The following is a 24972-nucleotide window of genomic DNA, read 5'->3' as shown; positions in this document are numbered from 1 at the left end:
GTCGCGAGCCACTCCAGAAACAACTCGACCCCTCAGCCGCGAGGGCATGAGGGGTCGCCGCGCCGGCCGGGCCGGACCCGGTCAGCGCGGCAGGCCAAGGAGCAGCCGAGCCGTGTTCATGCGTTCATCGTAACTTGCTGGTCAAAGCCGTTCGGAGGGGACCGCCAGTGCGGCGAACTGAGTGACCTGCGTCGCGGAGAAGTTGTTGTCGCTGACGATGATCAGGCTGCGCTCGCCACCGGGCAGCTTCGGCCCCCACGTCATGCCCTCCAGGTTGTCCACAGTGGACAAGCCGAGGCCGGCGGCGTCGAAGAGCAGTCGCTTCTTCACCGGCTTGACGTGCTTCGCGTCAGCGAGGGACTTCACATTCAGGACATTCGTCGCACCCCTGGTGTCGATCTCGTAGACGCGGACCTTGTTCCCGACGCCGGTCACGAACGAGCGCTCCATCATGAGGAACTTCGTCGGGTCGGCCTGGTCGACGGCGAGCATGGAGGACACGCCGGTCGTCGCGAACGCGCCGGCGGGCACCGGTGACGCGAACAGCGGCTCCTGCGGGTAGGCGTACTGCGCCAGGATTGGGCCGAACCGCGACTGGAGGGTGATCCGCGAGAGGGCGCCGGACGTCGTGGTGGCCTCGGGGCCGTCCTGCAGCAGCGGGCCCTCGACCTCGCTGGCGAGCAGGGAGCCGAACCCGGTGAAGGTGATGCCTTCGAGTACCAGGTTCTGCCGCGGGCCTGCCGTCGGCGTCATCTTCTCGTTGGCGGGAATCGGCAGGTCGCGGACGTATTCGCCGGCGCGGCGAGCTTCGCGGATCGATGGGTCGATCAACGTCGTCGCGGTCCGCTCGCCCTCCTGCGACCAGTAGTAGTCGCCGGTCCACGGGTCGACGCGCAGCTCTTCGGGGTCGATCGTCTGCTCGTTCTGCGGCTTCGACGGGTCGTTCCGCGAAAGCGGCGGGTACGGCGTGCCGTCCGGGCGCAGCAGCGGCTTCGTGCCGGTGATGGTGACCGGCCCGACGCCGTCCGCGGACACCGGGAAGGTCGCGGTGTAGAAGCGGGCGGGGTTGATCGCCGACCGGTCGTCGCAGATCAGCGCGTAGCCGCCGGTCCGCGGGTCGTAGTCGATGCTGGACAGGCCGCCGACCGTCGTGCCCTGGAACTGCAGGGCGTTCGGCAAGATCCGCTCGCCGAGCAGCCGGACGGGCCGCTGGTGACTCTCAGTCGCTTCGGCCGGAGCCGCGGCGAGAATTCCCCCGATCAGGGCTGTGGCCAGGACGGTGGGCAGTACACGCGGTGACATGGCCTGTAGCACAGTCGATCAGGGTATCCGGCAGGTTGCCGGGACGTCACGCTTATCCTTGACCCGTGTTCGCTATCGCGCTGGTTCCGATCGTGCTGGGTCTGTTCGTCGGCTTTGGTGGGTTCCTCGGGTTCCGCGAGCGCTTGACGCGCGAAGGCGGCACCGGAGTGCGCACGCAAGCGGCGTTGCGCAGCGAAGAGGCGTTCAAGCTGGCCAACCGCGTCGCGGGCCTGCCGACCATGGCCGGAGGCGCGATCTCCGTGCTCGCCGGGCTGGCCGGGCTGGCCATGCCGTCGACCGGTGGCCTGATCGCCGCCGCGTTCGCGGGCGTGCTCGCCATGCTGGTGCTGGTCATGGGCGGTGGCGTGCTCGGCAACCGGGCCGCGATGAGCGTGCCCACCCCGGCTCCGGCGGCGCCCGCCGGCTGCAGCGGCTGCGCGTGCGGCGGCTGCGGCGTGTTCAAGAAGGAAGACGCCTAGTTCCGCTGGAGGTCGCCCGGGTGGGTGGCCAGCAGCGCGAGCGGGACGCCCTGGCGGCGTAGCACCTGGCTCCACAGATCGCCGTTCGGCGAGGCCAGGATGTCGCTCGGCAACGCGGGCACGATCACCCAGTCTTCCCGCTCGATCTCGCCGGCCAGCTGACCGGAGTCCCAGCCGGCGTACCCGGCGAAGACCCGCACGCCCCGGACCTTCGGCACCAGCACCTCGGGATCGGTGTCCAGGTCGACCAGCGCGACCGGCCCGCGCACCGCGATCACACCCGGCACGCTCGCCGCCGTCTCGCCGGTGCGCAGCGCGGCCAGGCACAGCGCCGTCTTCTTCTCGACCGGACCCCCGACGAACACCGCCTGCGGCTCGGCGACGTGCCCGCCCCAGTTGGGCAGCACGTCGTGCACGGCGACGTCGCTCGGCCGGTTCAGGACCACGCCCAGCGTGCCCTCCTGGCGGTGATCGATCACGAACACCACGGTCCGGCGGAAGTTGGGGTCGACCATCGTGGGGGCGGCGACCAGGAGCGTTCCCGGTTCAACCTCGGCGTCCGCTGGCACGCGACCCATGATCCCACTCCCGGCGCGGCGAAATACTTCGGCTCGGGAACAATCGCCTCAACAGCCTCGTTTGAAACATTGGCCGGTGCACTGTTGTGTCCCCCGGGCTCACTGAAGAACCGCCTTTGTGGAATACCGTCCGGCTGGAGCCACACTGCGCATAGCCGCCGAGAGGCGACCTCAGTGCACCGGCCACCTACTACTCTGGCTTCGTGACGATCAGCGCCCAGTCGGCGACCGCCCGAAAAGGCCCCCGGGAGCTGCTGAAGGACCCGGACTTCCGCCGCCTGCTCTTCACGCGCTTCGCCGCCAGCTGGGGCGACGGCGTCTTCCGCGCGGGTCTCGCCGGGGCCGTGCTGTTCAACCCCGAGCGGGCCGCCGATCCACTGGCCATCGCCGGTGGGTTCGCCGCGCTGCTGCTGCCGTACTCGATCGTCGGCCCGTTCGCCGGTGCCCTGCTGGACCGCTGGGACCGCCGGAAAGTCCTCATCTTCGCGAACCTCCTGCGTGGCCTGGCGATCATCGCCGCGTCGGCCGCGGTCGGGCTCGGGTTCGGCGGCCTCGGCCTGTTCTCGCTGGCCCTGGCCGCGGAAGGCATCTCACGCTTCATCGGCTCGGGGCTTTCGGCGTCGCTGCCGCACGTCGTCGCCGAAGAGAGCGTCGTGACGGCGAACGCCTTCGCCACGACCCTCGGCTCGGCGGTCGCCGTCGTCGGCGGTGGCTGCGCGATCGGGCTGCGGGCGCTGCTGGGCAGCGACAACGTCGGATCCGGCTACACCACGGCGTTCGCCGTCCTCGGCACGCTCGTCTCGGCGTTGATCGCGCGCGGGTTCACCCGCGGCCTGCTCGGGCCGTCGGTGGTCGACGAGCCACCGAACCCGGTGGTGGCCGTCGCACGAGGACTGGCGGACGGCGCGAAGCACGCGTGGCGCGCGCCGAGTGTCACGGCCGGATTCCTCGCGCTGTTCGCGCACCGGGCGTCGTTCGGCGTGTCGCTGCTGGTCACCGTGCTGCTGATGCGCAACTACTTCACCGACCACGGCGTCTTCCGCGCCGGCCTGCCCGGGCTCGGCCAGATGGCCGCACTCGCCGGGGCGGGCCTGCTGCTCGCCGGGCTGCTGACCGCGCGGCTGCTCCGGAAGTTCGGCCGGCTGCGCGCCGTGCTGGGCGCGCTGCTGCTGGCGGCGATCGCACAGTCCGCGCTGGGCCTGCCGATGGTCCTGCCGCTGGCGCTGCTCGCGTCGTTCGTCATCACCGGGGCCGGGCAGGTGCTGAAGCTCTGCGTCGATTCGTCGATCCAGCTCGACGTCGCCGACGAAGCCCGCGGCCGCGTGTTCGCGCTGTACGACACGCTCTTCAACATCACGCAGGTCGCGGCGGTTTCGCTGGGCGCGTTGGTCGTGCCCGACGACGGCCGCGCGCCGGGCCTGCTCATCGCGGCGACCGTCTGCTACCTGGTCGGCGGAGCCGGGTACGTGCTCGCGCGGCGCCGCACGATTCGCTGAGGCAAAACCACGAACCGGTCACGAACACTGCTCCATTGGCATTAGGGTGACGGGAAGTCATTAGTAGGTTCGAGGGACACCGGGGGCACCTGTGACCACCGCGGGCGACGACCGTGCACGGCTCGAAGCACGCAATGCCGCGATGAAAGACCAGATGGACACGCTTCTGGAGAACTTCGAGCGGCAGACGGCGCAGCTGCGTGACGCGCAGGCCGCCGCGGCCGAAACCACCGCGCAGGTGAGTTCCCCGGACGGGCTGGTCCGCGCCACCATCGACGCCGGCGGCAGCCTCGCGAAGCTCGAGTTCGCGCCGAACACGTTCGAGCGCACGACGCCCGCGCAGCTCGCGAACACCGTCCAGACGCTGGTGCGGCAGGGATCGCTGCAGGTCAAGCAGAAGATCGCGGACCTGATGGCGCCGATCACCGAAGGCCTGCCCGACCTCGCGGACCTCGTCGAGGGCGCGCCGTCGCTGGCCGGGCTGGTGCCGCCGATCCCGCAGTTCCTGGACGAAGAACCGCCGCCCGCGCCGCGCCCGGAGTCGTTCGAGGACACCGGCTCGATCCTGCGCAACGAAGCCGCGCCCCCGATGCCCGCCCCCAAGCCGGCGCCGAAGCGCGTCCGCCCGCCGCGTGACGACGAGGACGAGGAGCCACCGTCGTCCTGGATGACGAGGGGCGACTGATGCCGGACGGCGGCGGTTTCACCGCGGAGCCGGACGCGGTCCTCCGCGCGTCGAACGGCCTGGTCACGGCGGCGGACGGACTGGAGAACGCGCTGAAGACGTTGCAAGGCGCGCTCGACGCCCAGGGCGAGTGCTGGGGCAACGACGACTCCGGCAAGGAGTTCGCCAAGGACTACGTGCCCGGTTCCCAGGGCGCGCTCGAAGGTTTCGCCAACCTCGTGCAGGGGTTGCGCGGGATGCAGCAGAACGTCGACAAGTCGATGAAGGCCCTTTCCGGTGCCGACGAAGACGTGACTTCGCAGCTCAGCAAGGGGCAATGACCCGTGGGTATGGAGATGCCCGACGCGGTCAAGTGGCTGCTGCCGATCGTGGTCGGGGAGAGCTGGCCGGAGGGCGACGAGGACAAGCTGCGCGCGCTGCGGGACGCGTGGCACACGGCGTCTTCGGCGATCGGCCCGGCTTCGGAGACGGGCAACCAGGCGGTTTCGGGGATCCGCGACAACTGGACGGGCGACGGCGCCGACGCGTTCGTCGAGCAGTGGAAGAAGTTCGTCGACGGCGACGAGGCGTACTTCAAGCAGCTGGCCGACGCGACGAAGGCCCTCGGCGACTCGTGCGACCAGACGGCACTGGACGTCGAGTACACGAAGTACATGATCATCATCTCGCTGATCGTGCTGGCGGCCCAGATAGCGGCGATGATCGCGGCGGCAGCGGTGACGTTCGGCGGCTCGACGGCGGGCATCGCGCCGGCGCAGATGGCGACCCGGATGACCGTGCAGATGCTGTTCCGGCAGCTGCTCGAGAAGCTGGCGCAGCAGGGGTTCAAGCAGGTCGCGAAGGAGCTGCTGGAGAAGCTGCTGAAGCAGGGCCTCAAGAAGATCGGCATGGAGGTCCTCAAGAACGAGGCCATCAACCTGGGCATGGACGCGGGCATCCAGGGCCTGCAGATGGCCAAGGGCGACCGCAAGAGCTGGGACTGGTCGAAGACGACGGACTCGGCGATCTCGGGAGCGGTCGGCGGAGTCGTGGGAGCGGCATCGGGATCGATCGGCCGCGGAGCGACGGAAGGACTTTCGCACAGCGCGGGCGGCCAGGTGGCGGACGCGGCTCTCCGAGCTGGGGCGCGCGGGGCGGTCGAGGGGGTCGCCCAGACGGTCGGGCAGGCGGCGGTCACGGGGGATCTGGGGTCGTTGACACCGGAGCAGCTCCTGACGGGGGCCTCCAGCGGGGCTGTCGGTGGGGCCGTGGGGGGTGCCAAAGAGCAGCTGCACTCGATCCACGAGGCGAACATTCCGCGGGAGCCCGGTGCTTCGGGGGGTTCCGAGGATGGGGACTCCGGGGGTTCGGGTGGTTCTGGGGACTCCGGCCGTTCTGAGGGCTCTGGCGAGTCCGGGGGCTCGCGTGACTCGGGCAGTTCCGACGACTCCGGCCGTTCCGCGGGCTCTGGCGAGTCCGGGGGCTCGCATGACTCCGGCGACTCCGGCCGATCCGAAAGCTCCGGCCATTCCGGCGACTCCAGTCGTTCCGCGGGCTCGGATGAGTCCGGGGCCTCGCGTGACTCTGGGGACTCGGGCGGTTCCCGGGTCTCGGGTGAACCCGGAGACTCCCGTGGCTCCAGCCGCTCTGAGGGGTCTGGCGAGTCCGGGGGCTCGCGTGACTCCGGGGGTTCCGGAGAACCGGGCGGTTCAGGCGGATCCCGAGACTCCGGCGGGTCCGGTCGTTCCGAGGGCTCCGGTGAATCCGGGGGCTCGCACGAATCCGGAGCTTCTGGCGGTTCCCGGACTTCCGGAGATTCTGAGGGGTCCGGAACTGGGGCTTCCGTAGAGTCTCGGTCCACGGCGGCTGAGGAGCCACGTTCGTCGTCGGAGGCTGAGGCGCGGAGCACGGCACCGGAACGTCAGTCGGCCGAGCCACGGCAGAGCGTGGCGGAGCAGCCCGACGGTCCCCGGCCGAGCGCGGAGCACGTACAGCACGCAGACCGTCCGGCGGCTCCGCAGCCCGCGGACGTCCCCGCACCCCACCAGCCGAGTCAGCCGGTGGGCGAACCGGCACCGTCGATGGCCGGAGGCGGACAGCCGAGTTCCCCCGGCGGCCCAGCCCCGACGGGTGGAAACGCCCCCGCGGCCACATCGAGCGGCAGCGGACCGCACGGTGGCTACGGCATGGCTCCACCGGGCTTCGGCACGGAGCCGGGGAGGCAAACGGGCGGCCGTCCGCAGGACAACGTCGGAGCGGCGGGCTTCACGGGCGGCACGAACCAGCCGTTCGCGGCGGACGGGGCACCGGCGCAGTACGCATCACCGCAGCCTGCACCGCAGGGCGGCGGTTTCACCCCACCGCCGGCCGGAATGCCCAACGGCGGCGCTGCCGGTGGCCAACCCCACGACCCGCGCCGGATGCCGTCGGGGGTCAGCCGCCGATGCCTCCCGGCGGACGGGCTCCGCAGCAAGGTGCGCAACGAATGCCGGGGCAGCCGCACGGTGGATGGGGGCCACAGGGTCAGCGACCGCCGACGGGTCAACCACGGCCGGGCGGACAGGCGCCTCACCCCGGCCAGCCGATCCATGGCGGACAGCCACAGGGTGGCTGGGCACCACAAGGTGCGCAGGCCGGTCAGCGGCCGCCGCTGGGACCACCCCAACCGGGCGGACAGCCGTTCCACGGCGGACAGCCGCCACACGGTGGGCATCCGCAACCGGGCGGGCCGGGCCCCAACGGTGCACGGGCACCGCTTGGCGCCCAGCCACGACCGGGCGGGCAGGCACCCGCACGGCAGGGTCTGCAGCCACCGCACGGCGGCCAACCGCACCCAGTTGGGCCGGCGCCACACGGCACGCAGGCACCACAAGGCCCGCAGCCACCGCTCGGCGGCCACGCGCAGACCGGTGGGCCTGGCCCACACGGCACGCAGCCATCGCAAGGTCTGCAGCCACCGCACGGCAGCCAGCCGCAGCCAGGCGGGCCGACCCCGCACGGCACGCAGCCACCGCACGGTGGGCAGCCGCCGCATGTCGGGCACCCACAGCCAGGTGGACCGCCGCACGGCATGCAGACACCACAGGGCCTGCAACCGCCACACGGCGGTCACCGGCAGCCTGGTGGACCGGCCCCGCACGGCACACAGGGCCTTCAGCCGCCGCACGGCAGGCAACCGCAACCCGGTGGGCCGGGCCCGCACGGCACACAGACACCGCAGGGTCTCCAGCCGCCACACAGCGGTCACCCACAGCCCGGTGGACCGGCGCCACACGGCACACAGACACCGCAGGGTCTCCAGCCGCCACACAGCGGTCACCCACAGCCCGGTGGACCGGCGCCACACGGCACGCAGGCATGGCAGGGTCTGCAGCCGCCGCATGGTGGTCCGCCGCAGGTGCTGCATGGTGCGCGGACTCCTCTTGATGGCCAGGCGGCGCAGCCCGGTGGAGGCGGCCCGCGTGGGGGGCCGCTTGATGATCCGCGGCGGTTGCTGCAGCGTCCGCCTGCCGGTGGGCCTGCGCCGTCGCCTGTTTCCGGTGGTCCGCAGGCTGAGCGGCCGTCCGGTCCTGTGCATGAGCCGCCGGCGGCACATGCCTCGCGGCCGGCTGCCGAACCTGTGCACGAGCAGTCACCGGCGCCTGTGGCCGAACCTGTGCACGAGCCGCCGGCCCAGCCCGTGCACGAGCCCGTCGAACAGGGCTCCCCAACTCCGGTCGGATCCGGGACCGAGGGGGCCGGCGAGCGCGTTCACGAGCCCTACCTCGGTGATCCTCACTTCCGTACCTCCGATCCTGCCGGGGTGCGGCGGATCGAGGACACCTTCATGGACTCCGGGCGGCAAAGCCCCGAGACCGGCGAATGGCGGCACGAGCAGGTCCGGCGTGAGGCGCTCGCCAAGCGCGACCAGTTCCACCCCGGCATGTCCGACGAAGGCGCCTTCGCCGTCCATGCCTACACGCGGCACGAGATGGTCGGGCCGCTCAACCGGGCTCTGCGGCTCGGGGGACCTGAACTCCTCGACCTCGCTCCGCAGGCCGGGGCGCTCGTCTCCGGGCTCAACGAGATGCCGCCGCACGTGGGGACCGTGTCGCGGCGGATCGACTTCCGTGGGGATCCCTCGCGGCTCCAGGCCTTCCTCGGGCGCTTCCACGAGGGTGCCCACATCACCGAACCCGCCTTCCTCAGCTCGTCGAAGGTCGACGCGGAGCATCCGCGTTCCACCTTCGCCGGTGAGGTCGAGATGCGGATCGAGTCCAAGACCGGCCGGGACATCGAGTCCATGGCCAGCATCGGACGCGAACGCGAGGTCCTCTTCAAGGCCGGGTCGCAGTTCGCGATCACCGGGGTCGAGATGGGCCCGGGACACCCCGAGCACCCCGATTTCCAGAACCGTCCCGGTGCCCGGGACCAGCCGCAGTGGATCGTGCACGCCGAGGAGATCGCGCCCGGGGATCCGCGGTACCTCGGGGAGGCCGAGGCGCGGCACGCCATCGAGGAACGTCGTGCCGCCGAGCGGGCCGACGAGGAACGGTTCCAGCGCGAAGCCGACGAAGAGCTCGAGAGGTTCTACGCCGAGCACCCCCACCTCAAGCCGAGCGGTGACCTGTTCAAGCTGCTCGGCGAGGACCCCGGCGGCGCGCCGCCGCCGCCCGAACGGCGCGTGCCGGCCACGCGGGCGCCCGAAGGCGGCTGGTCACAGCTCGCCGAACCGCTGACGCCCGGCGGTCCGCCCGTGCTGCACGCCGGGTCCGTCGAGACGCCGCAGCAGCACGCGCGGCTCGTGCGCGACGCCGTTCCGGAACTCGCCGCCGTCAACACGCGCGACTACTACAGTCCCGGCGCCCGCGAGAACGGCTTCCGCACCAACGCCGCCGAGTCGATCGCCGCCTTCGACCGGCGCATGAACGGTGAGGACGTCGTCGCCGGGCCCGCGCGCGGACACCAGCTCAGCGGGGAGTGGAACAGCCGGGGCAGCTTCGACGACGTCGCGCGGGACCTCGGCGAACGTCCCGTCGGGGCGCGGGCGGCCGTCGCGTTCGAAACCCCCGGTGGGGAGTCGCGGCTGGTCGCCGCCGTGCACACCGAGCACGGGGTGCTCTTCGCCGACCCCGTCACCGGACGGCTCGCCGAGCTTCCGCACGACGCCGGCGGCATCCACACCATGCCGCTCGGCGGTGGCGAGGCGACGCCGCACCACGAAGGCATCGCCGACCGGCTCAACCCCGCGCCCGAGCACGTCCCGCACGATGAGGGCTACCTCTTCGACGGCGAGCACCGCGGGACCCCGGCCGACCACGAAAGCATCCGCCGCGCGGTCGGCGACGACGACGTCTACCGGCAGATCCACGACCGCGCGCTCGCCCGCCGGGACGCCGCCGGCCTGCCGCTGTCCGACGAAGGCGCCGTCGCGGTCCACGGCTACACCCGCGGCGAATACGCCTACGACGTCAACGAGGCCCTGCGCCGCGGCCCCGGCCACCCCGGGTTCGACCTCGCGCAGGCGAACACGCGCGCCATCGTCGACGGCCTCAACCAGGTCCCGCGCGAGTCCGGCGAGACCGTCCGCGGTATCGACGTCGGCGGTGACCCGCGGCTGGCCGAGCTGGTCGCGGGGCCGTACGAGCCGGGCTCGGTGGTCGTCGAGCCCGCGTTCTCCAGCGCGTCCATCAAGACCGACGAGTTCTCGGCCGGCAAGTTCGGCGACGACGTCGAGCTGCACGTCCGCTCGGACAACCTCCGCGACATCTCGAAGCTCGCCGAAAACCCCTCCGAACGCGAGGCGCTGTCGCCGCCCGGGACGCAGCTGCTGGTGCACGAACGGCGTCTCGAGATCACGCCGGAGGGCCGCCGCAAGTGGGTCATCGAGGCCGAGGAGATCGGCCCCGGCCATCCGCGCTACCTCGACCCCGAGGCCGCGCAGCAGAAGATGGCCGAGCGACGCGCCGAGAACGACCACAACGCGGCCGAGTTCGAACGGCGCAGGCAGGCCGCGCTGATGGAACGCCTCGGCGGCTTCGGCGAGCCGGCGCACCACGAACCGGTGCCGACCCACGTCGACGACGTCCACGACGGCCCGGAACCGCCCGTGGTCCCGGAACCGCAGCCGGACTACGGGCACCTGGCGCGCGCGACGAACCCGCCGGCCGAACCGGCCATCCACGCCGACACGGCGACGCCCGCCGAGCGCGCGGCCTACGTCCAGGACCGGCACCCGCACCTGCGTGAGGTCAACCCGGGCTTCCACCAGCCGGGCGCGCTGGAGAACGGGTACATGTCCAACTGCACCCGCGGTCCCGAGGCGTACTGGGACCGGCTGCACGGCGGCCACCTGACCGCCGAACCGGTCCTGTTCCACGAGATGGGCACGCGCGGCACGCTCGAGCACATCGAGAGCCGCTTCGGCGAGACGTTCTCCGCGCGCGGCAGCTACGACGACGTCATCCGCGAGCTGCGGGACCGGCCGCTCGACCACCACGCCGTGGTCGCGGTGAAGTACGCGGGCCCGAACGGCGTCGAGTACGGGCACGTCGCGATGGTCGTGCACACCCGTGACGGCGTCGCGTTCATCGACCCGCAGTCCGGCGACCTCATGCACCTGCCGCAGCCACCGAAGAGCATCAAGCTGATGCACATCGGCACGCCGGGCACCGAGCACGTGCAGACCGAGCACGGCACCGGGGAGCACGGCGGCTACGGCACCGCGCAGCCGCACGACGCGTTGCTGGCCCGCGAAGACGTGGCCGCGGCGCTCGACGGGCATCCCTCGGCGGACTTCATCCGCGAGCACCTCGGGCAGCACCCCGAGCTGGTCCGGATCATGTCCGAACCGGGCAACGACCACCTGACGCGCTCGCTGCTGGACAACCCGAAGACGATCGAGAGCCTGCTCAAGCACCCCGAGGCCATCCCGATCCTGGCGGACGCGGTCCACGAGGTCGACACGCGCGGCTACCAGGTGGTCGACGACGTCCAGCAGGCCGGCGTGGAGCCGTTCGAGCCGACGCCGGAGCAGGCGGAGATAGTCCGGGAGGTGGCGGACGCCGTCTTCGCCACCGACCGCGAGGACAAGTTCCAGGGCAGTTTCGACGACGAGCGCCGGGGCGACGAAGGCTACTGCCGGCAGTGGCTCGCCGAAGAGCGCGCGAGGTGGCGTGCCAACCAGGACACCCTGAACGCCATCGCCGAGCGTGCCGCGGGTGAGGACGGTGACGTGAAGGGCCGGCTGGAACCCAAGGAAGACGAGCGGGCGATGGCCAAGATCCGCAAGTACGGGTTCGACGGCGCGAAGCTGACCGACCTCGTCGGCGCGCGGATCCAGTTCGAGCGGGTGGCCGACCTCTATCGCGCGCTCGACCGGCTGCACCAGGACCCCGGCGTGCGCATCGTCGACTTCACCGACCGGATCGCCGACCCGAAGCCCAGCGGCTACCGGGACCTGCAGATGTCGGTGCGCCTGGCGAACGGCCACGTCGCCGAGCTGCGGCTGCACCTGAAGGGCATCGACGACGTCGCCGACTACGAGCACGCGCTCTACGAAGTCCGCCGCGACTTCGAGACCCTCAGCCGGAAGGAGGGCCGCGAAGGCCTGCTCTCCCCGGAAGAGGCCGCCCTCGACGCTGCCATCGTGGAGCAGGTGCGCGGACGGTTCGAGGAAGCACTGCGGCGGGGACTCACCCCTGAGGAGGACGGCTGATGGCCTTCCAGACCCCGATGTTCTTCAAGTACTACGCCCAGACCTACCGGGTCGATTCGACGCCGGACGGCGGGCTCATGGGCACCATCCTCGACCTGGACACCGGGTTCTTCCGGGAAGACAACAGCCACATCCGCGAGGTGATCTGGTCCACGACGGAATCCGACATCCAGGGCCCCTTCTCCGAAGACCGGTTCGTCCAGGAGACCGAGCGGGAACGGGACTACCACCTGACCGGTGAGGGGCCGATCTTCGCGCTCTACGAGACGGTAGGTGGTCTGTACGCCCAGGCGCGGAAACGGGAAAACCGGCGGCTGGAGCCCCAGGAGGTCGCGCTGGTCCAGTCGATCTACAAGCGCACCTTCAAGATGTGGGAGGACGAGGCCGCCCGCCGCGCGGCCGGCGAACCGCCGACGTTCGAAGCCCGGCGCAAGCATCCGATCCGCCGCGCAGAGCAATGATTCACGTGGAACAACGCCTTTCGCCCGACGAGCAGCGCACCCTCCTCGTGCAGCTGGGAAAGCTCGTGCGCGAGTACCGGGCCGACGCCGCCGGGCCCGCCGTCGTCGACTTCCGGCAGGTCGGGACGCATGCCGAGATCGAAGGCCACAACGTGGCGACCACGGACGAGCTGGCCGGCCTCTTCACCCAGCTGCGCCAAGGCATGTACGCCGGGGGCCGCGGCACCTGGCTGCAGGCGCGCTTCACCCTCGCCCCCGACGGCACCTTCGACTTCGACTTCGCGCTCGACGACGATCCCGTGTGGACGGACGCCCCGCCGGCGGCCGCCTACCCGGAGGAGCTGGCCGCGTTCCCGCGCGCCGACGAGCACATCCCCGACTGGTGGCGGCTGCGCGCGCAGCTGCCGCTCGGCGTGGTGTTCCGGCACGCCGAGCCCGGCGGCCCGGACGCCGGCCGGCCGCCGCTGACCGACACCGAGGTCCCGCTCGTGCTGCAGTACCTCGAGCGGGAAGCCGTCGTGCACGAAGCAGGCGGCGAACGCTTCCACACCGACGGCACCTGGATCTGGTCTTCATCGGTGCCGGACCTGCTCGCGGAGAAGGGCCTGCCGCCGGAGCCGGACCTGGTCGCGCACATCCGCCGCCACCACTTCCAGCCGCCGTACGTCGAACCGCTGGTCCGCCGGACCGCCGAGGCGGACCTGCTGGGCAAGCCGCGGCCGAAGCCGGGCCGCGCCGACGTGAAGAAGACCGGCGGGGACGTCGCGGCGGAGCTGGAGACCACGCCGGACCCGAAGCTGACCGACGACGACCTGCTGATCGTGCTGGTCCAGCGGCTCGGCGAGCACGGCGTCTGGCCGGAGGCCTACCGCGTCGGGGAGCGGGCCGACGGCACGTGGTGCCTCAACTTCACGCCCGGCGGCTGGGAGGTCGCCGCGTACGCCGGCGGGAAGCCGCGCGCGCCGAAGTACTTCGACCGGCTCGAAGACGCCGCCCAGCAGCTGCTCGGGGCACTGCTGCTGCACCCGGCCCGGATGACCGCCGGGCACGAAACCCCGCTCGAAACCGCGCGCGAGCTCGACGACTGGCCGGTGCACCCGGCCCCGGGTGAGCCTCCCCTCACCCTGCTCCGCAACAAGCGCATCACGCGGCTGGTGGCGGGTACGGTCGTCCTGCGCTTCGGCGAGGAACCCGGCAACCTCGTCCACCACGGGGAGGTACGGTTCGCCACGACGTCGCTGCCGCTGGAACGGGAGCGGGTCCGGCGGAGCTACCGGCTCCGGCGCCCGCTGCACGTGATCACCGGCATCACGGTTCCGTGGGCGAACCTGCCGGGTGGCGCGGTGGCCTTCGTGCTGCCGAAGACGATCGCCGAGCACGAGTCCGACGGAAGCCTGGAGAGGATCGAGTAGGTGGAAGCGGCGGAAGCGATTGCCAAGGTCAGCCAGTGGCTGCGCGCGGTGCACGGCCCGGACGTCTCCGGTCCCGCCGGCCTCCGGGTGGACACCGGGAAGGTGCTGCGCATCCCCGAGGGCTGGTCGGTGCCCTACAACACCATCGCGTTCCTCGACGAAGGCCGTCCGGAGAAGGAGATCTTCCCGCCGCCGTCGGTCGTCGTCCGCGAGCCGGACGGCGAGCTGCGCCAGGCGCACCCGCACCCCGGCGGGCTTTCGGTGCCGGTGGCGTTCCCCGGGCAGGAGAACTGGCGCGAGGTCGTCGACCCCGAGTACGTGAAGGCCGGGCTCGGCGAGCTGGGCGTGCCGCTGCAGGCCGTCGCGGGCTGGGTGAAGGTCGACGCCGAGGGCAACCAGACCGGTGAAGAGCGCGAGAACCCCGAGTACAAGGCCGGTCCGATCCGCCGCGGCTACCCGAAGCCGGAGAACACGCTCGAGACGCTGCTGTCGTTCGCCAGCGTCGGCTGGCTGACCCGGGAGCTGCTGCTCATCGGGCTGATCCGGTGCGAGGTGTACGTCCCGCTCGACCTCGAGACCGGCAAGACCGACCGGTTCTACTTCGCCGAGGAGCGCAACGAGCTCAAGGTGTTCAGCTCGACCCGGCACCTGCCCTCGCGCGAGCACGGCTGGTGGAAGGTCGACGTCGCGACGCTGGCGGAGTTCGAGCACCCGCCGAACCTGGTGATCAACGGCGGCCCGACGACCATCGAGGACGTTTCCAGCGCCGAGCTCGCCGAGATCGTCCAGCGCTTCCCGCGGCACGAGCCGCGCATCGACGTCCACGGCCGCTGCCCGGAGGCCGAGGAGGACCTGGTCCGCGTCGCCGCCGAAACCGCGGCCCGGATGGGCCTGCCGGAGCCGGTCAAGCCGCCGCTGCTCGCGGCCGAGAAGGCTCGGCGGCGCGGCTTCGAGCTGACCGCCGAGGAGTGCGCGAAGACCATCCTCGGCGAGTCCTGGCTGAAGCGGCTGAGCATGCCGGAGCCGCCGCGCAGCAAGCCGAACGACCTGCGCGCGAACGGCCTGGCCCCGGCCTACGACAACGCCGGGCGCCCGGTCCCGCGGCTGGACACGTTCGGCAAGTACTTCGAGCGTGACCTCGACGGCTTCCGCTACGGCTGGCAGCGCGTCACGGGCGCATACGTCGGCTTCGCGCTCGGGGAGGCTCTCGGCGCCGCGGTCGACCGGATGCCGCTGCACGACATCCACGCGAAGTACGGCATCGAAGGCGTCACCGACCTGCTCCCGGCGTTCGACCAGCCGGGCCGGATCGGCTCGCTGACGCAGCGGCTGCTCTTCTACACCGAGGCCGTGATCCGCAGCCCGCACCGCGAGCAGCCGGAGTCCCGCGAAGCCGAGCAGCTCTTCCCCGGCGTCGTCCGCGGGGCGCTGCAGCGCTGGCTGCGCACGCAGGGCGCGCCGCTGGAGCACCCGGACGGCTGGCTCGTGCAGGTCCCGGACCTGCACGCCCGCCGCGACGCCGACGACGCCGAGCTCAACGCCTACCACCAGCTCGCGACCGGGGTCGCCGGCGCACCGCCGATGACCGGTCCGGCCGCGCTGATCCCCGCGTTGCCCGCCGCGCTGACGATGGCTGGGCCCGGCAGCGGGTTCAGCGGCGGGGCGCGGCAGGCGGTGCGCGACCTGGCGGGCGTCACCCACCCGGCCGAGCTCGACCTGGCGGCCGCGACCTACCTGACCTGGCTGTTCGAGCACGCGCTGACGAAGGACGCGTTCAGCTTCCCGATCTGGAACACCAGCCGTGAGGTGCTCAACCCGGACAACCAGTTCCAGCAGGGTCCGGAGTGGACGGCGATCGCGGAGATGGTCGCGCAGTCCGTGCCGTTCTTCGGCGAGCACGGGCTGCCCGACCTGCGGATGCCCGAGCTGATCGGCGACGGCCAGTCGACGCTCTCGGTGCTGGGACGCGCCTTCGCGGCGTTGTCGGGCTTCGAGAACTATCCGGAACAGGCGCTGCTGCGCGCGGTCAACCACTCCGGCCGCAGCGCGCTCACCGGCGCGATCGCCGGCGCCCTGCTCGGCGCGCGCACGGGCATCCCCGGGCTGCCGCAGAAGTGGGTCGACCAGCTGGAGCTGCGCTACCTGGTGGAGAACGTGGCTTCGGACGCCTACTGGCACTTCGACCGGCACTCGGCACTGAGCGCGCTCGGCGACCAGTGGATCGAGCGGTACCCGCGGCATTAGCCCGAGGATGGGGAGCATGACAGAAAGCGACGACGGCTTCGTCGAGTGGCGACCCGACGTCGACCCGGAGTTCGACGAAAAGGCGTTTCCCGGCCTCGGCCTCCCGGTGCGCGCCATCCGCGGGTGGACGCAGTACACGCTGTTCGGCGAGCCGACGGGCCGGCACCGCGGCAACGAGCAGTACACGCCCGGCCCGGTGTGGCGCGGTTTCCCCGTGCCGGTGACCGACGCCGAGAAGCTGCTGGGCTACCTGGGCGCGAACTGGATCAGCCGCGCCGAGTTCGTCGGCGCGCTGCTGGACTGCGAAGTCGTGGTGCCCACACCCGACGGCGAGCCGCTGGTACGGCCGGTACCGAGCACGGGCGGACGCGAGGTCATCGCCTACAGCTCGTCGGCGAAGGTGCCCGGCCGGTACCCGCAGCGGTGGCGGATGACCGTCCGCGAGCTGCTCGCGGGCCGGCCGTCGACCGGGCTGACGCTCGACCCCGGCACCGGGCTGGTGCGCAGCCTTTCGGCCGCCGAGCTGGCGGACGCCGGCTCCGGCTCCGGCGAGCGCCGGTCCGGGGTGGCCGAACCGGCGCCGGAAGCCGGGCCGGAGGTCGCCGAGGCGCTGCCCGCGCTGGTCGGGGAGTTCGGCGTCGAGCCGCCCGACCTGCCGGTCCGGCACCTGCGGTACGCGGCCGACCGCGCCCGCGACTACCACTTCGAGCTGACGCCCGGCGAATGCCTCCGGTACCTGCGCGGGTTCGCCTGGCAGTACCGCAACGGCGTCCGGCGCCGGGCCGGCCAGCAGCCGGAATGGCCCGCCGACCTGGGCGCGAACGGCCTGATCGCGCACGTCGGCGAGGACGCGCAGCCGCGGCCGGTGCCGTGGACGTTCGGGAAGTTCTCCGCCTTCGGCACGCTGGCCGCGCGGTTCGCGTGGCACCGGATCGTCGGCGCCTACGTCGGCTTCGCGATCGGCGACGCGCTGGGCGGCGGCGCCGATCCGGCGGGCCCGCTGCCGCTGGGCGGCCTGACACGCCACCTGCTGTTCCACACCGACGCCGTGCTGCGTGGCCTGCCGCCGGTGCCGACCGGCGAGGTCCCGGCCACCTTGCCCGGGCCCGACCCCGACGGCTGGCTGGCCGTCGCGACGCGGCACGCGGGTCCCGCGCCGGCCGAGTTCTCCGCGCTGCTGGCCACGGCGCTGGCCGCGACCCCGGCGAGTGCGGTCGCGATCGACGGCGTCGACGGCGAGCAGTACGCGAAGGACATCGCCCGCGAGCTGACCGGCAGCGCGGCCGGGCCGGAGGTCACCGAGGGCGTCGAGCTGCTGGTTTCGCTGTTCCAGGCGCTGCTCACGCGTGAGGTGTTCGCGCTGCCGGTGCACCTGCGGCTCAAAGAGCTGGGCGGCGACCTGGCGACGTCGGTGCTGGCGTTGCGCGAAGACCGCGACGCCGACGACGTCACGCAGCTGGAGAGCATCGGCGACGGCCGCAGCGTGCGCTCGGTGCTCGGCCGCGCGCTGTTCGCCGTGGCCAAGCGCGGCTACGACCCGGCAGCGGCGATCACGCTCGCCGCGCGGTCCGGCCCGGTCGCCGGCGCGCTGGCCGGAGCCATGGTCGGTGCCCGGGCCGGCGTGCCCGGCCTGCCCTGGGTCGCGGCGCTGCCCGACCTCGGCCTGCTCGACGACGTCGCCGGCGACGTCTTCTGGTACTTCAACCGCAACGGCCTCCAGACGGAGACCGCCGAACACGGCCGCTGGGAGCGCCGGTACCCGAGCGGCCGGTTCACCCCGAAACCGAAAGGACCGGACGTGCGATCGCGACTGCGGGGCAGCCTGCTCGCCGGGGCGATCGGCGACGCGCTGGGCGCGAAGACGGAGTTCGACTCGATCGACCGGATCCGCGAAATCGCGGGGCCGGACGGCATCACCGACTTCATCCCCGCGTACGGCGGCGTCGGCCGGATCACCGACGACACGCAGATGACGCTGTTCACGCTCGAAGCGCTGATCCGGGCGCATGCCCAGCGGCGGCGGACCGGCTCGGCCGACGTCGTGCATTCGCTGCAGATGGCCTACCAGCGCTGGCTGCACACCCAGGGCGTCGCGTGGGACCGCGCCCGCGGGCCGCGGTCGGCCGCCGAGGCGCCGGACGGCTGGCTGATCACGCACCAGGAGCTGTTCAGCCGTCGCGCGCCGGGCCTGACCTGCTTCGGCGAGCTGGAGGCGTACGGCCGCTCGGGCGTCCGCGGCACCATCGAACGGCCGGTGAACAACTCGAAGGGCTGCGGCGGTGTGATGCGCGCGGCCCCGATCGCGCTGTGGTCGGACGACCTCGCGGAGGTCTTCCGGCTCGGCGCGGAGAGCGCCGCGCTCACCCACGGTCACCCGAGCGGGTATTTGTCGTCCGGGTGCTTCGCCGTGATCGTGCACGAGCTGCTGCACGGCAGGCCGCTGCTCGACGCGGTCGCGACCGCGCGGGCCGAGCTGGTGCAGCACCCGGGTCACGAAGAGCAGAGCAGGGCGCTCGACGCGGCTCTCGCGCTGGCGGACCAGGGGCCGCCGACGCCGGAGAAGCTCGAATCGCTGGGGCAGGGCAACGTCGGCGAGACTGCGTTGTCGATGTCCGTGTACGTCGCGTTGACCACCTCCGACGCCGACTCGGCGTTGCTCGCGGCGGTCAACCACAGCGGCGACAGCGACTCGACCGGCTCGGTCTGCGGCAACCTCGTCGGCGCGATGTACGGCGAGGAAGCCCTCCGGGAAAGCTGGCTCCAGCAGCTGGAACTCCGCGACGTCATCATCGGCCTCGCCGACGACGCGCTCGCCGAGTTCGGCCCGGACGCACCGGGTGACGACCGGTGGTTCGCCCGGTACCCGGTCGACTAGGTTTTCCGTGTGACTGGGGACGGGGAGGACAAACGTGCGTTACCGGGTTGAGGTGGCCGAACGCCCGGACGGCCTGTACGCGACGTGGAACGAGGGGACGTTCCGGGCGCAGCGGTCCACCACGGACGGCACCGTGCTGCTGTCGGTGCTGCCGGAGGAGGAAGCACCCGAGGGCTTCGACAAGGAGTTCGACGGCCGTCCGGCGCGGGTCGTGCCGGCGAGCGAGGTGCCGTCGACGTTCACGCTGCGCACCTTCTGCGAGTACGACGACGAAATCTTCGAGGTGGCGCCGGGGGACCGGCCGGAACTGACGCTGCGCTGGGTCCGCGACGACGCCGCCCGTGCCGCGCAGCTCGGCCTGACCGACTTCTCGGTCACTGTGCCGGCCAAGCAGGTCACGGCGCTGTGGCAGACGCGGCTGGACTTCACCGAGGCGCCGGAGGCGCGGCCGCAGCCGGGTACCGGCGACCAGAACGCGCTGCTGCGCGCGATCGGCCGGACGCTGCTGCACACCGTGCCGGGCGGCTGGGCCCGCGTCGGCGCGCAGTTCCGGCAGGTCGGCGACTACGCGGAAATCGAGGTCCGCGCGGTCGGCGACGAGGACGGCCCGGTGTCGGTCTCGCTGCCCGCGGCACCGCGGCTGGGCGGCCTCTTCGCGCGGCTGCGCGCGGCGATGTACCAGCCCGAGGCGGGCACGTGGTTCCAGGGCACCTTCACGCTCGACGCGCAGTCGCAGTTCGACTTCGACTTCGACGCCGACCGCGAGCCGGACTGGCGGGTGGCGCCCAACGACGGCGGGCGCCCGTCGACCGCGGCCTACGAGCTGGAGCTGGCGACCTTCGCGCGCACGCCGAAGCACATGCCCGCGTGGCTCACCGCGAAGGCCGGGCTCCCGCTGGACGTCGTGTTCCGGCACGCGCGGCCGGTGGACTCGCACGCCGAGGGCGAGCGTCCGGTGGTCAACCGGCCGCCGGTGCCGCCGGACCAGGTCCGCGGCGTGCTGGACTACCTGTTCCGGGCGCCGGTCGCGCTGCACCGGCCCGCGCCGCTGCCGGACGTCTTCGGCTCGCCGGGCGCGCCGCCGGACGTGCCGAACGCCTTCCACACCGACGGCACCTGGATCTGGCCCGCGGCAGTGCCGCACTACCTGCGCAAGTACGGGGTGCCGCCGGAGCCCGAGCTGGTCGAGCACATCCGCGCGGCCGGCTTCCGGCCGCCGTTCGTCGGGGAGCTCGTCCGCGCGACGGCGGAGGCGGAGGTGCTCGGCCAGCCGCGGCCCGCGCAGACACCCGCCGACCTGCCGGACGAGCGCGCGCTGACCCGGGTCGCCCGCGGCGAGCCGGTGCGGAAGCTGCGCGGCGCGGAGACCCTGGAGCTGCTCCAGCAGCGGCTCGCCGAGCACGGCGTGCCGGCGGCGGCCTACCGGATCGGGGCCGGCGAGACACCGGCCGACGGCGTCTGGACGCTCCGCCGGGCCGAGGGCCGATGGGAGGTTTCGCGGCCGCCGTCCGACGCGCCGGTGGCGTTCGACTCGCTCGGCGACGCGGCCCGGTTCCTCCTCGGCGTGCTGCTGATGCTGCCGCCGCGTCCGGCGGAGGAGTCCGACCAGCCCGCCGACTGGCCGATCCTGCCGATGCGCGGCGAACCGCCGCTGAACTTCTACCGGGGCAAGCGCCTGATCGTGCTCGCTCCGGGCACGACGGTGGTCCGGTTCGGCAACGAGACGGGCAACCTGGTGCACGCCGAAGGCTCGCGGTTCGTCGAGACGTCGCTGGCCTTCGACCGCGAGCGGGAGAAGCGGCTCTACCGGGTGCAGCGCGCGCTGCGGGTGCTGACCGGCGTGACGGCGCCGTGGAGCGGCCTGCCGGGCGGCGCGGTCGCCTACCTGCTGCCGCGGCCGCTCGCCCAGCACCTCGAAACGGGCGCGCTCAGCAGGCAGTGACGAGCACGGCGGGCGACCACCAGTAGTCGGCGAGCGGTTCGACGTCGACCTGCGTGAAGCCCGCCGTCTTCAGCTGCCCGGCCCACACGCCGGCCGGGTGCTCCCAGTTCGTCCGCTCCTGCCCGGAAACGATCCCGAGCAGCACCGGCAGCAGGAAACCCTGCGCGACCAGCGAGGCGTCCGCGCCGTACTCGGCGACGCCACGCTCGTAGCGCTCGACGAGCGAGCGAAGGTGCGCTGCCGAGCCCTCGACGTACTCGGGGACGTCGAACTCGGCCAGCACCAGCGTGCCGGTGCGCGGCTGCAGCGCGCGCAGCACGTCGGCGCGCTGGTCCGGCGGGATGGACTGCAGGGCGAACGTGGACTGCGTGAAGTCCCAGCCCAGGTCGTCGCGGGCCAGGAACTCCTGCGCGGTCGCCTGCCAGCACTGCGCGTCCGGGACGCGCTCGCGGACCGCGTCGAGCAACGCGCCCGACGGCTCGACCAGGTCGATCCGCTGGGGCACGTGCGTGGCCTGTTCGAGAGCGGGCACGACCGCCAGGCCGTCACCGCAGCCCAGGTCGAGCAGCGATTCCGGCTTCGCGTCGTCGTAGCGGGCGGCGAGGGCGGCGCTCAGCGCGCGGTACAGCCCGACGTTGCCGCCGCCGCGGATGAACGCCGTGAAGGCTTCCGGCTGGTCGTACACCGGCGCGGAACTTTCGCCGGCCAGGAAGATCCGCAGTTCGCCGGCGAGCGGCGAGCCGGCCCGGCGGGCGAGTTCGGCGGCCTGGTCGCGGTCACCGGAGCGGTAGGCGGCGAGAGCGTCGGCGAGCAGCTCGATCGAGGTCATGGTCCGGGGATATCAGAACGGCACCCACAACGTCACCCGCGTGCCGCCCCCGGCGAGTCCCGACTCGACCAGTGAAGTGCCACCGACCTCCGCCAGCCGCGCGGTGATCGACTCGCTGATGCCGAACCCGGCCGGGTGCTCGGCCGGGCTGAAGCCGGTGCCGTGGTCGCGGGTGATCACCGCGATGCCGCCGTCGCGCTCCTCGACCCGCACCACGATCCGGTCGGTGCCGGAATGCTTCATCGTGTTCCGCATGGCCTCGCGCACGGCGTCCCGGATGGCGATCTGCCGGACCTCCGAGAGCGTGTCGTCGTCCAGCTCGGCCACCACGAGCTGGGCGCGCAGCCCGTCGCGCGCCATCTCGGCGGCCAGCGCGGCGAGCTTCTCGCCCAGCGGCCGGGCGCCCGCCTCGGCGCGCTCGGACGCCGCCGACTCGATCGTGTGGCGGATCTCCATCGCCTGCGCCCGCGCCAGGCGCTGGATCTCGACCAGCCGTTCCTCGGCGTTCGACGTGCCGGACAACGCCATGGCCTCGAGCGTCTGCAGCACGGTGTCGTGCAGCATCCGGTGCTGCTGGGCCCGCTCGGCGAGCCGTCCGTTGCGGGTGCCGTACGCCAGCGCCAGCCGGGTGCCGAGCCCGGTCAGCACCAGCGCGGCCGTGGCCAGGAACAGCTCGGCCAGCAACGCCGAGTAGGTCGAGAACGCGGCGCCGACGTGGAACCGCCCGGTGTTCAGCCAGTTCGCCAGCATCCGCAGCGGGAAGCTCGCCAGGCCGAACACCAGCCCGCTGGGCACGCCGAGCGCGAGCGTCAGCAACCCGGCCTCGCCGAACAGGTGGACACTGCTCACCGCGAGCGCGTCGAAGTAGACCTCCGGCGGCACGGTGAGCGCGAGGACCAGCGGCGAGAGCACGGTGAAGAGCAGGTCGACGGCCAGCAGCTTCCCCGCGTCCCGCCCGCGGAACGGCGCCGAGCGGAGCATCCAGCGGAACCCGGCCACGTTCAGCGCGACCGAGAGCAGCGTGAACAGCCCGACCGGCAGCAGCCCGGTCACGCCGTGCTGCAGGACGTAGACGCCGAACTGGCCGGGCACGGCGAGCAGCCGGTAGGCCAGCGGGATGAGCACGACGTAGCGGGTGGCGCGCAGCAGCAGGCCGTCGGGACGGCTGGGGTCGATCGGCCCGGCGATCTTCGAGATGCGCTTCAGCGCGTGGATCGGGGTGGGGTCGGCGATCTCGTCCGAGAGCTCGCTGGTGGCCGTCGCGATCGCGGGTGCGCCCTGCCGCAGCAGCGCCACCAGGAAGCTGCCCCCGGCCGCCGGTTTCGGCGAGCCGGGCGCTTCGGTGGACATCGGACGGACAACCCCCTGGTCACGTCGTGAAGCCGAGGCTCGGAGTATCACCGATCCGCGCGCCCGCGGTCCAGCGTTCCGCGGAATTCACGGGTGGGCCGGTCAGGTGTTTCCGATTCCCTGCTCGGCGGCCCACTTCTTCAGCTCGGCGACGGCCTCGTCGTGCTCCAGCGGGCCGCGGTCCAGGCGCAGCTCCTTGAGGAACTTCCACGCCTTGCCGACGTCCGGCCCCGGCTTGATGCCCAGCAGCTCCATGATCTGCTCGCCGTTGAGGTCCGGCCGCACCCGGTCGAGGTCCTCCTTGGCCTTGATGGCGGCGATGCGGGCCTCGAGGTCGTCGTAGGTCGCCTGCAGCGCCGCGGCCTTCCGGCGGTTGCGGGTGGTGCAGTCCGCGCGCACCAGCTTGTGCAGGCGGGTCAGCAGCGGCCCGGCGTCGGTGACGTACCGGCGGACCGCCGAGTCCGTCCACTCGCCCTTGCCGTAGCCGTGGAACCGCAGGTGGAGGAACACGAGCTGGGAGACGTCGTCGACGATCTCCTTCGAGTACTTCAGCGCCCGCAAACGTTTGCGGGCCATCCGCGCCCCGACCACCTCGTGGTGGTGGAAGCTCACCCCGCCGCCCGGCTGGAACTCCCGCGTCGCCGGCTTGCCGACGTCGTGCAGCAGCGCCGCCAGCCGCAGGACGAGGTCCGGCTCCGACGTCGGCTCGTGCGTCTTCTCCAGCTCGATCGCCTGGGCCAGCACGGTCAGCGAGTGCTGGTAGACGTCCTTGTGCTGGTGGTGCTCGTCGATCGCCAGCCGCATCCCGGGCACCTCGGGCAGCACCCGGTCGGCGAGCCCCGTGTCGACCAGCAGCTCGAGCCCGGGCCGCGGGTCGTCGGCCAGCAGGAGCTTCGACAGCTCGGCCTGGACGCGCTCGGCGGTGATCCGGTCGATCTCGCCCGCCATCGACGTCATCGCGTCGACCACTCGCGGCGCGGCCGTGAAGCCCAGCTGCGCGGCGAAGCGGGCGGCCCGCAGCATCCGCAGCGGGTCGTCGGCGAACGACTCCTGCGGGGTCGCGGGCGTGTCGAGGACCTTCTCGCGCAGCGCGCTCAACCCGTCGTGCGGGTCGATGAACGTCTTGGTCGCCAGCTCGACGGCCATCGCGTTGACCGTGAAGTCGCGACGCAGCAGGTCGCCCTCGATGGTGTCGCCGAACGTGACCTCGGGATTGCGGCCGACGCGGTCGTAGCTGTCCGCGCGGAACGTCGTGATCTCGAGCTGCATGCCCTTCTTCGTCACGCCGACCGTGCCGAACGCGATGCCGACATCCCAGACCGCGTCGCCCCACTCGCTGACGATCTTCAGCACCCGGTCGGGGCGCGCGTCCGTGGTGAAGTCGAGGTCGCCGGAGCGCCGGCCGAGCAGCGCGTCACGCACGCTGCCGCCGACCAGGTACAGGCGGTGCCCCGCCCTGGCGAACCTCTCGGCCAGCTCGTCCGCCAGAGGGGAGAGCCGCATCAGCTCCACCACCGCGTTCTCCTTGGCGACCACGTCGTTCACGAAAAACCCACTACGCATCGGGTGCGGTTTACTACAGGCACCGCCGGACAGGACACGGAGAGCCAGCCTACCGGGGCAACCGTTTGCTCTAGCATCGCA

Annotated in this window: 15 protein-coding genes and 1 pseudogene; 11 read left to right on the top strand and 5 right to left on the bottom strand. The window is 72.3% G+C overall.

Annotated features, from left to right (window positions below):
• Positions 1-141: 141 nt before the first annotated feature.
• On the bottom strand, positions 142-1302 hold the full coding sequence (locus BT341_RS06220) for an esterase-like activity of phytase family protein (RefSeq protein WP_072475357.1): 1161 nt from the start codon (positions 1300-1302) through the stop codon (positions 142-144).
• A 65-nt stretch (positions 1303-1367) separates the two neighbouring features.
• Here BT341_RS06220 and BT341_RS06215 point away from each other — a divergent pair, with 65 nt between their 5' ends.
• On the top strand, positions 1368-1781 hold the full coding sequence (locus BT341_RS06215; RefSeq protein ID WP_072475356.1) for an SdpI family protein: 414 nt from the start codon (positions 1368-1370) through the stop codon (positions 1779-1781).
• Here the strand turns inward: BT341_RS06215 and BT341_RS06210 are convergent.
• Positions 1778-2359 carry a YqgE/AlgH family protein gene (locus BT341_RS06210; RefSeq protein ID WP_072475355.1) on the bottom strand — a complete coding sequence of 194 codons (582 nt, stop codon included), beginning with the start codon at positions 2357-2359 and terminating at the stop codon, positions 1778-1780. The genes BT341_RS06215 and BT341_RS06210 overlap by 4 nt on opposite strands.
• A 203-nt stretch (positions 2360-2562) precedes the next feature.
• On the opposite strand from BT341_RS06210, the gene BT341_RS06205 reads away from it, so the two are divergent.
• The 10 genes and pseudogenes from BT341_RS06205 to BT341_RS06160 all read left to right on the top strand — a co-directional run bounded on the left by BT341_RS06205 (position 2563) and on the right by BT341_RS06160 (position 21149).
• Entirely contained in the window at positions 2563-3855 is a 1293-nt protein-coding gene (locus tag BT341_RS06205) for an MFS transporter (protein ID WP_072475354.1), read from the top strand.
• A 142-nt stretch (positions 3856-3997) separates the two neighbouring features.
• A complete protein-coding gene (locus tag BT341_RS06200) occupies positions 3998-4540 on the top strand; it encodes a YbaB/EbfC family nucleoid-associated protein (RefSeq protein WP_084743179.1) in 543 nt (180 codons plus the stop codon).
• The gene (locus BT341_RS06195) at positions 4540-4860 is read left to right on the top strand and encodes a WXG100 family type VII secretion target (protein ID WP_072475352.1); all 321 of its coding nucleotides are present in this window, start codon (positions 4540-4542) and stop codon (positions 4858-4860) included. Before BT341_RS06200 ends, BT341_RS06195 begins: the two co-directional genes overlap by 1 nt.
• Positions 4861-4869: 9 nt before the next feature.
• Positions 4870-5301, top strand: a pseudogene (locus tag BT341_RS48075) (WXG100 family type VII secretion target); the annotation flags it as partial.
• Between the two features lie 3020 nt (positions 5302-8321).
• The gene (locus BT341_RS06185) at positions 8322-12215 is read left to right on the top strand and encodes a toxin glutamine deamidase domain-containing protein (RefSeq protein WP_245804896.1); all 3894 of its coding nucleotides are present in this window, start codon (positions 8322-8324) and stop codon (positions 12213-12215) included.
• Positions 12215-12676, top strand: coding sequence for a hypothetical protein (locus tag BT341_RS06180; protein ID WP_072475350.1), 462 nt, complete (start codon positions 12215-12217; stop codon positions 12674-12676). Before BT341_RS06185 ends, BT341_RS06180 begins: the two co-directional genes overlap by 1 nt.
• Positions 12673-14088, top strand: coding sequence for a TNT domain-containing protein (locus BT341_RS06175; protein ID WP_177328750.1), 1416 nt, complete (start codon positions 12673-12675; stop codon positions 14086-14088). The genes BT341_RS06180 and BT341_RS06175 overlap by 4 nt, the downstream gene beginning before the upstream one ends.
• Entirely contained in the window at positions 14089-16332 is a 2244-nt protein-coding gene (locus BT341_RS06170) for an ADP-ribosylglycohydrolase family protein (RefSeq protein ID WP_072475348.1), read from the top strand.
• Positions 16333-16348: 16 nt separating this feature from the next.
• The gene (locus BT341_RS46285; RefSeq protein WP_084742772.1) at positions 16349-19207 is read left to right on the top strand and encodes an ADP-ribosylglycohydrolase family protein; all 2859 of its coding nucleotides are present in this window, start codon (positions 16349-16351) and stop codon (positions 19205-19207) included.
• A 34-nt stretch (positions 19208-19241) separates the two neighbouring features.
• Positions 19242-21149, top strand: coding sequence for a TNT domain-containing protein (locus tag BT341_RS06160; RefSeq protein WP_143168490.1), 1908 nt, complete (start codon positions 19242-19244; stop codon positions 21147-21149).
• Here BT341_RS06160 and BT341_RS06155 read toward each other — a convergent pair.
• From BT341_RS06155 to BT341_RS06145, 3 genes are all read right to left on the bottom strand, one after another.
• Positions 21136-21978 (bottom strand): class I SAM-dependent methyltransferase, encoded by an 843-nt coding sequence (locus BT341_RS06155; RefSeq protein ID WP_072475346.1) that lies wholly within the window; start codon positions 21976-21978, stop codon positions 21136-21138. The two genes, BT341_RS06160 and BT341_RS06155, sit on opposite strands and share 14 nt — an antisense overlap.
• Positions 21979-21990: 12 nt before the next feature.
• A complete protein-coding gene (locus tag BT341_RS06150; RefSeq protein WP_072475345.1) occupies positions 21991-23328 on the bottom strand; it encodes a sensor histidine kinase in 1338 nt (445 codons plus the stop codon).
• A gap of 102 nt (positions 23329-23430) precedes the next feature.
• Entirely contained in the window at positions 23431-24873 is a 1443-nt protein-coding gene (locus BT341_RS06145; RefSeq protein WP_072475344.1) for a CCA tRNA nucleotidyltransferase, read from the bottom strand.
• Positions 24874-24972: the final 99 nt, after the last annotated feature.

Origin of the sequence: Amycolatopsis australiensis (assembly GCF_900119165.1) — a bacterium.
Classification (GTDB): Bacteria; Actinomycetota; Actinomycetes; order Mycobacteriales; family Pseudonocardiaceae; genus Amycolatopsis; species Amycolatopsis australiensis.
Note: the sequence above shows the minus strand (reverse complement) of the source record. Positions and strands in the feature narration are given on the sequence as shown.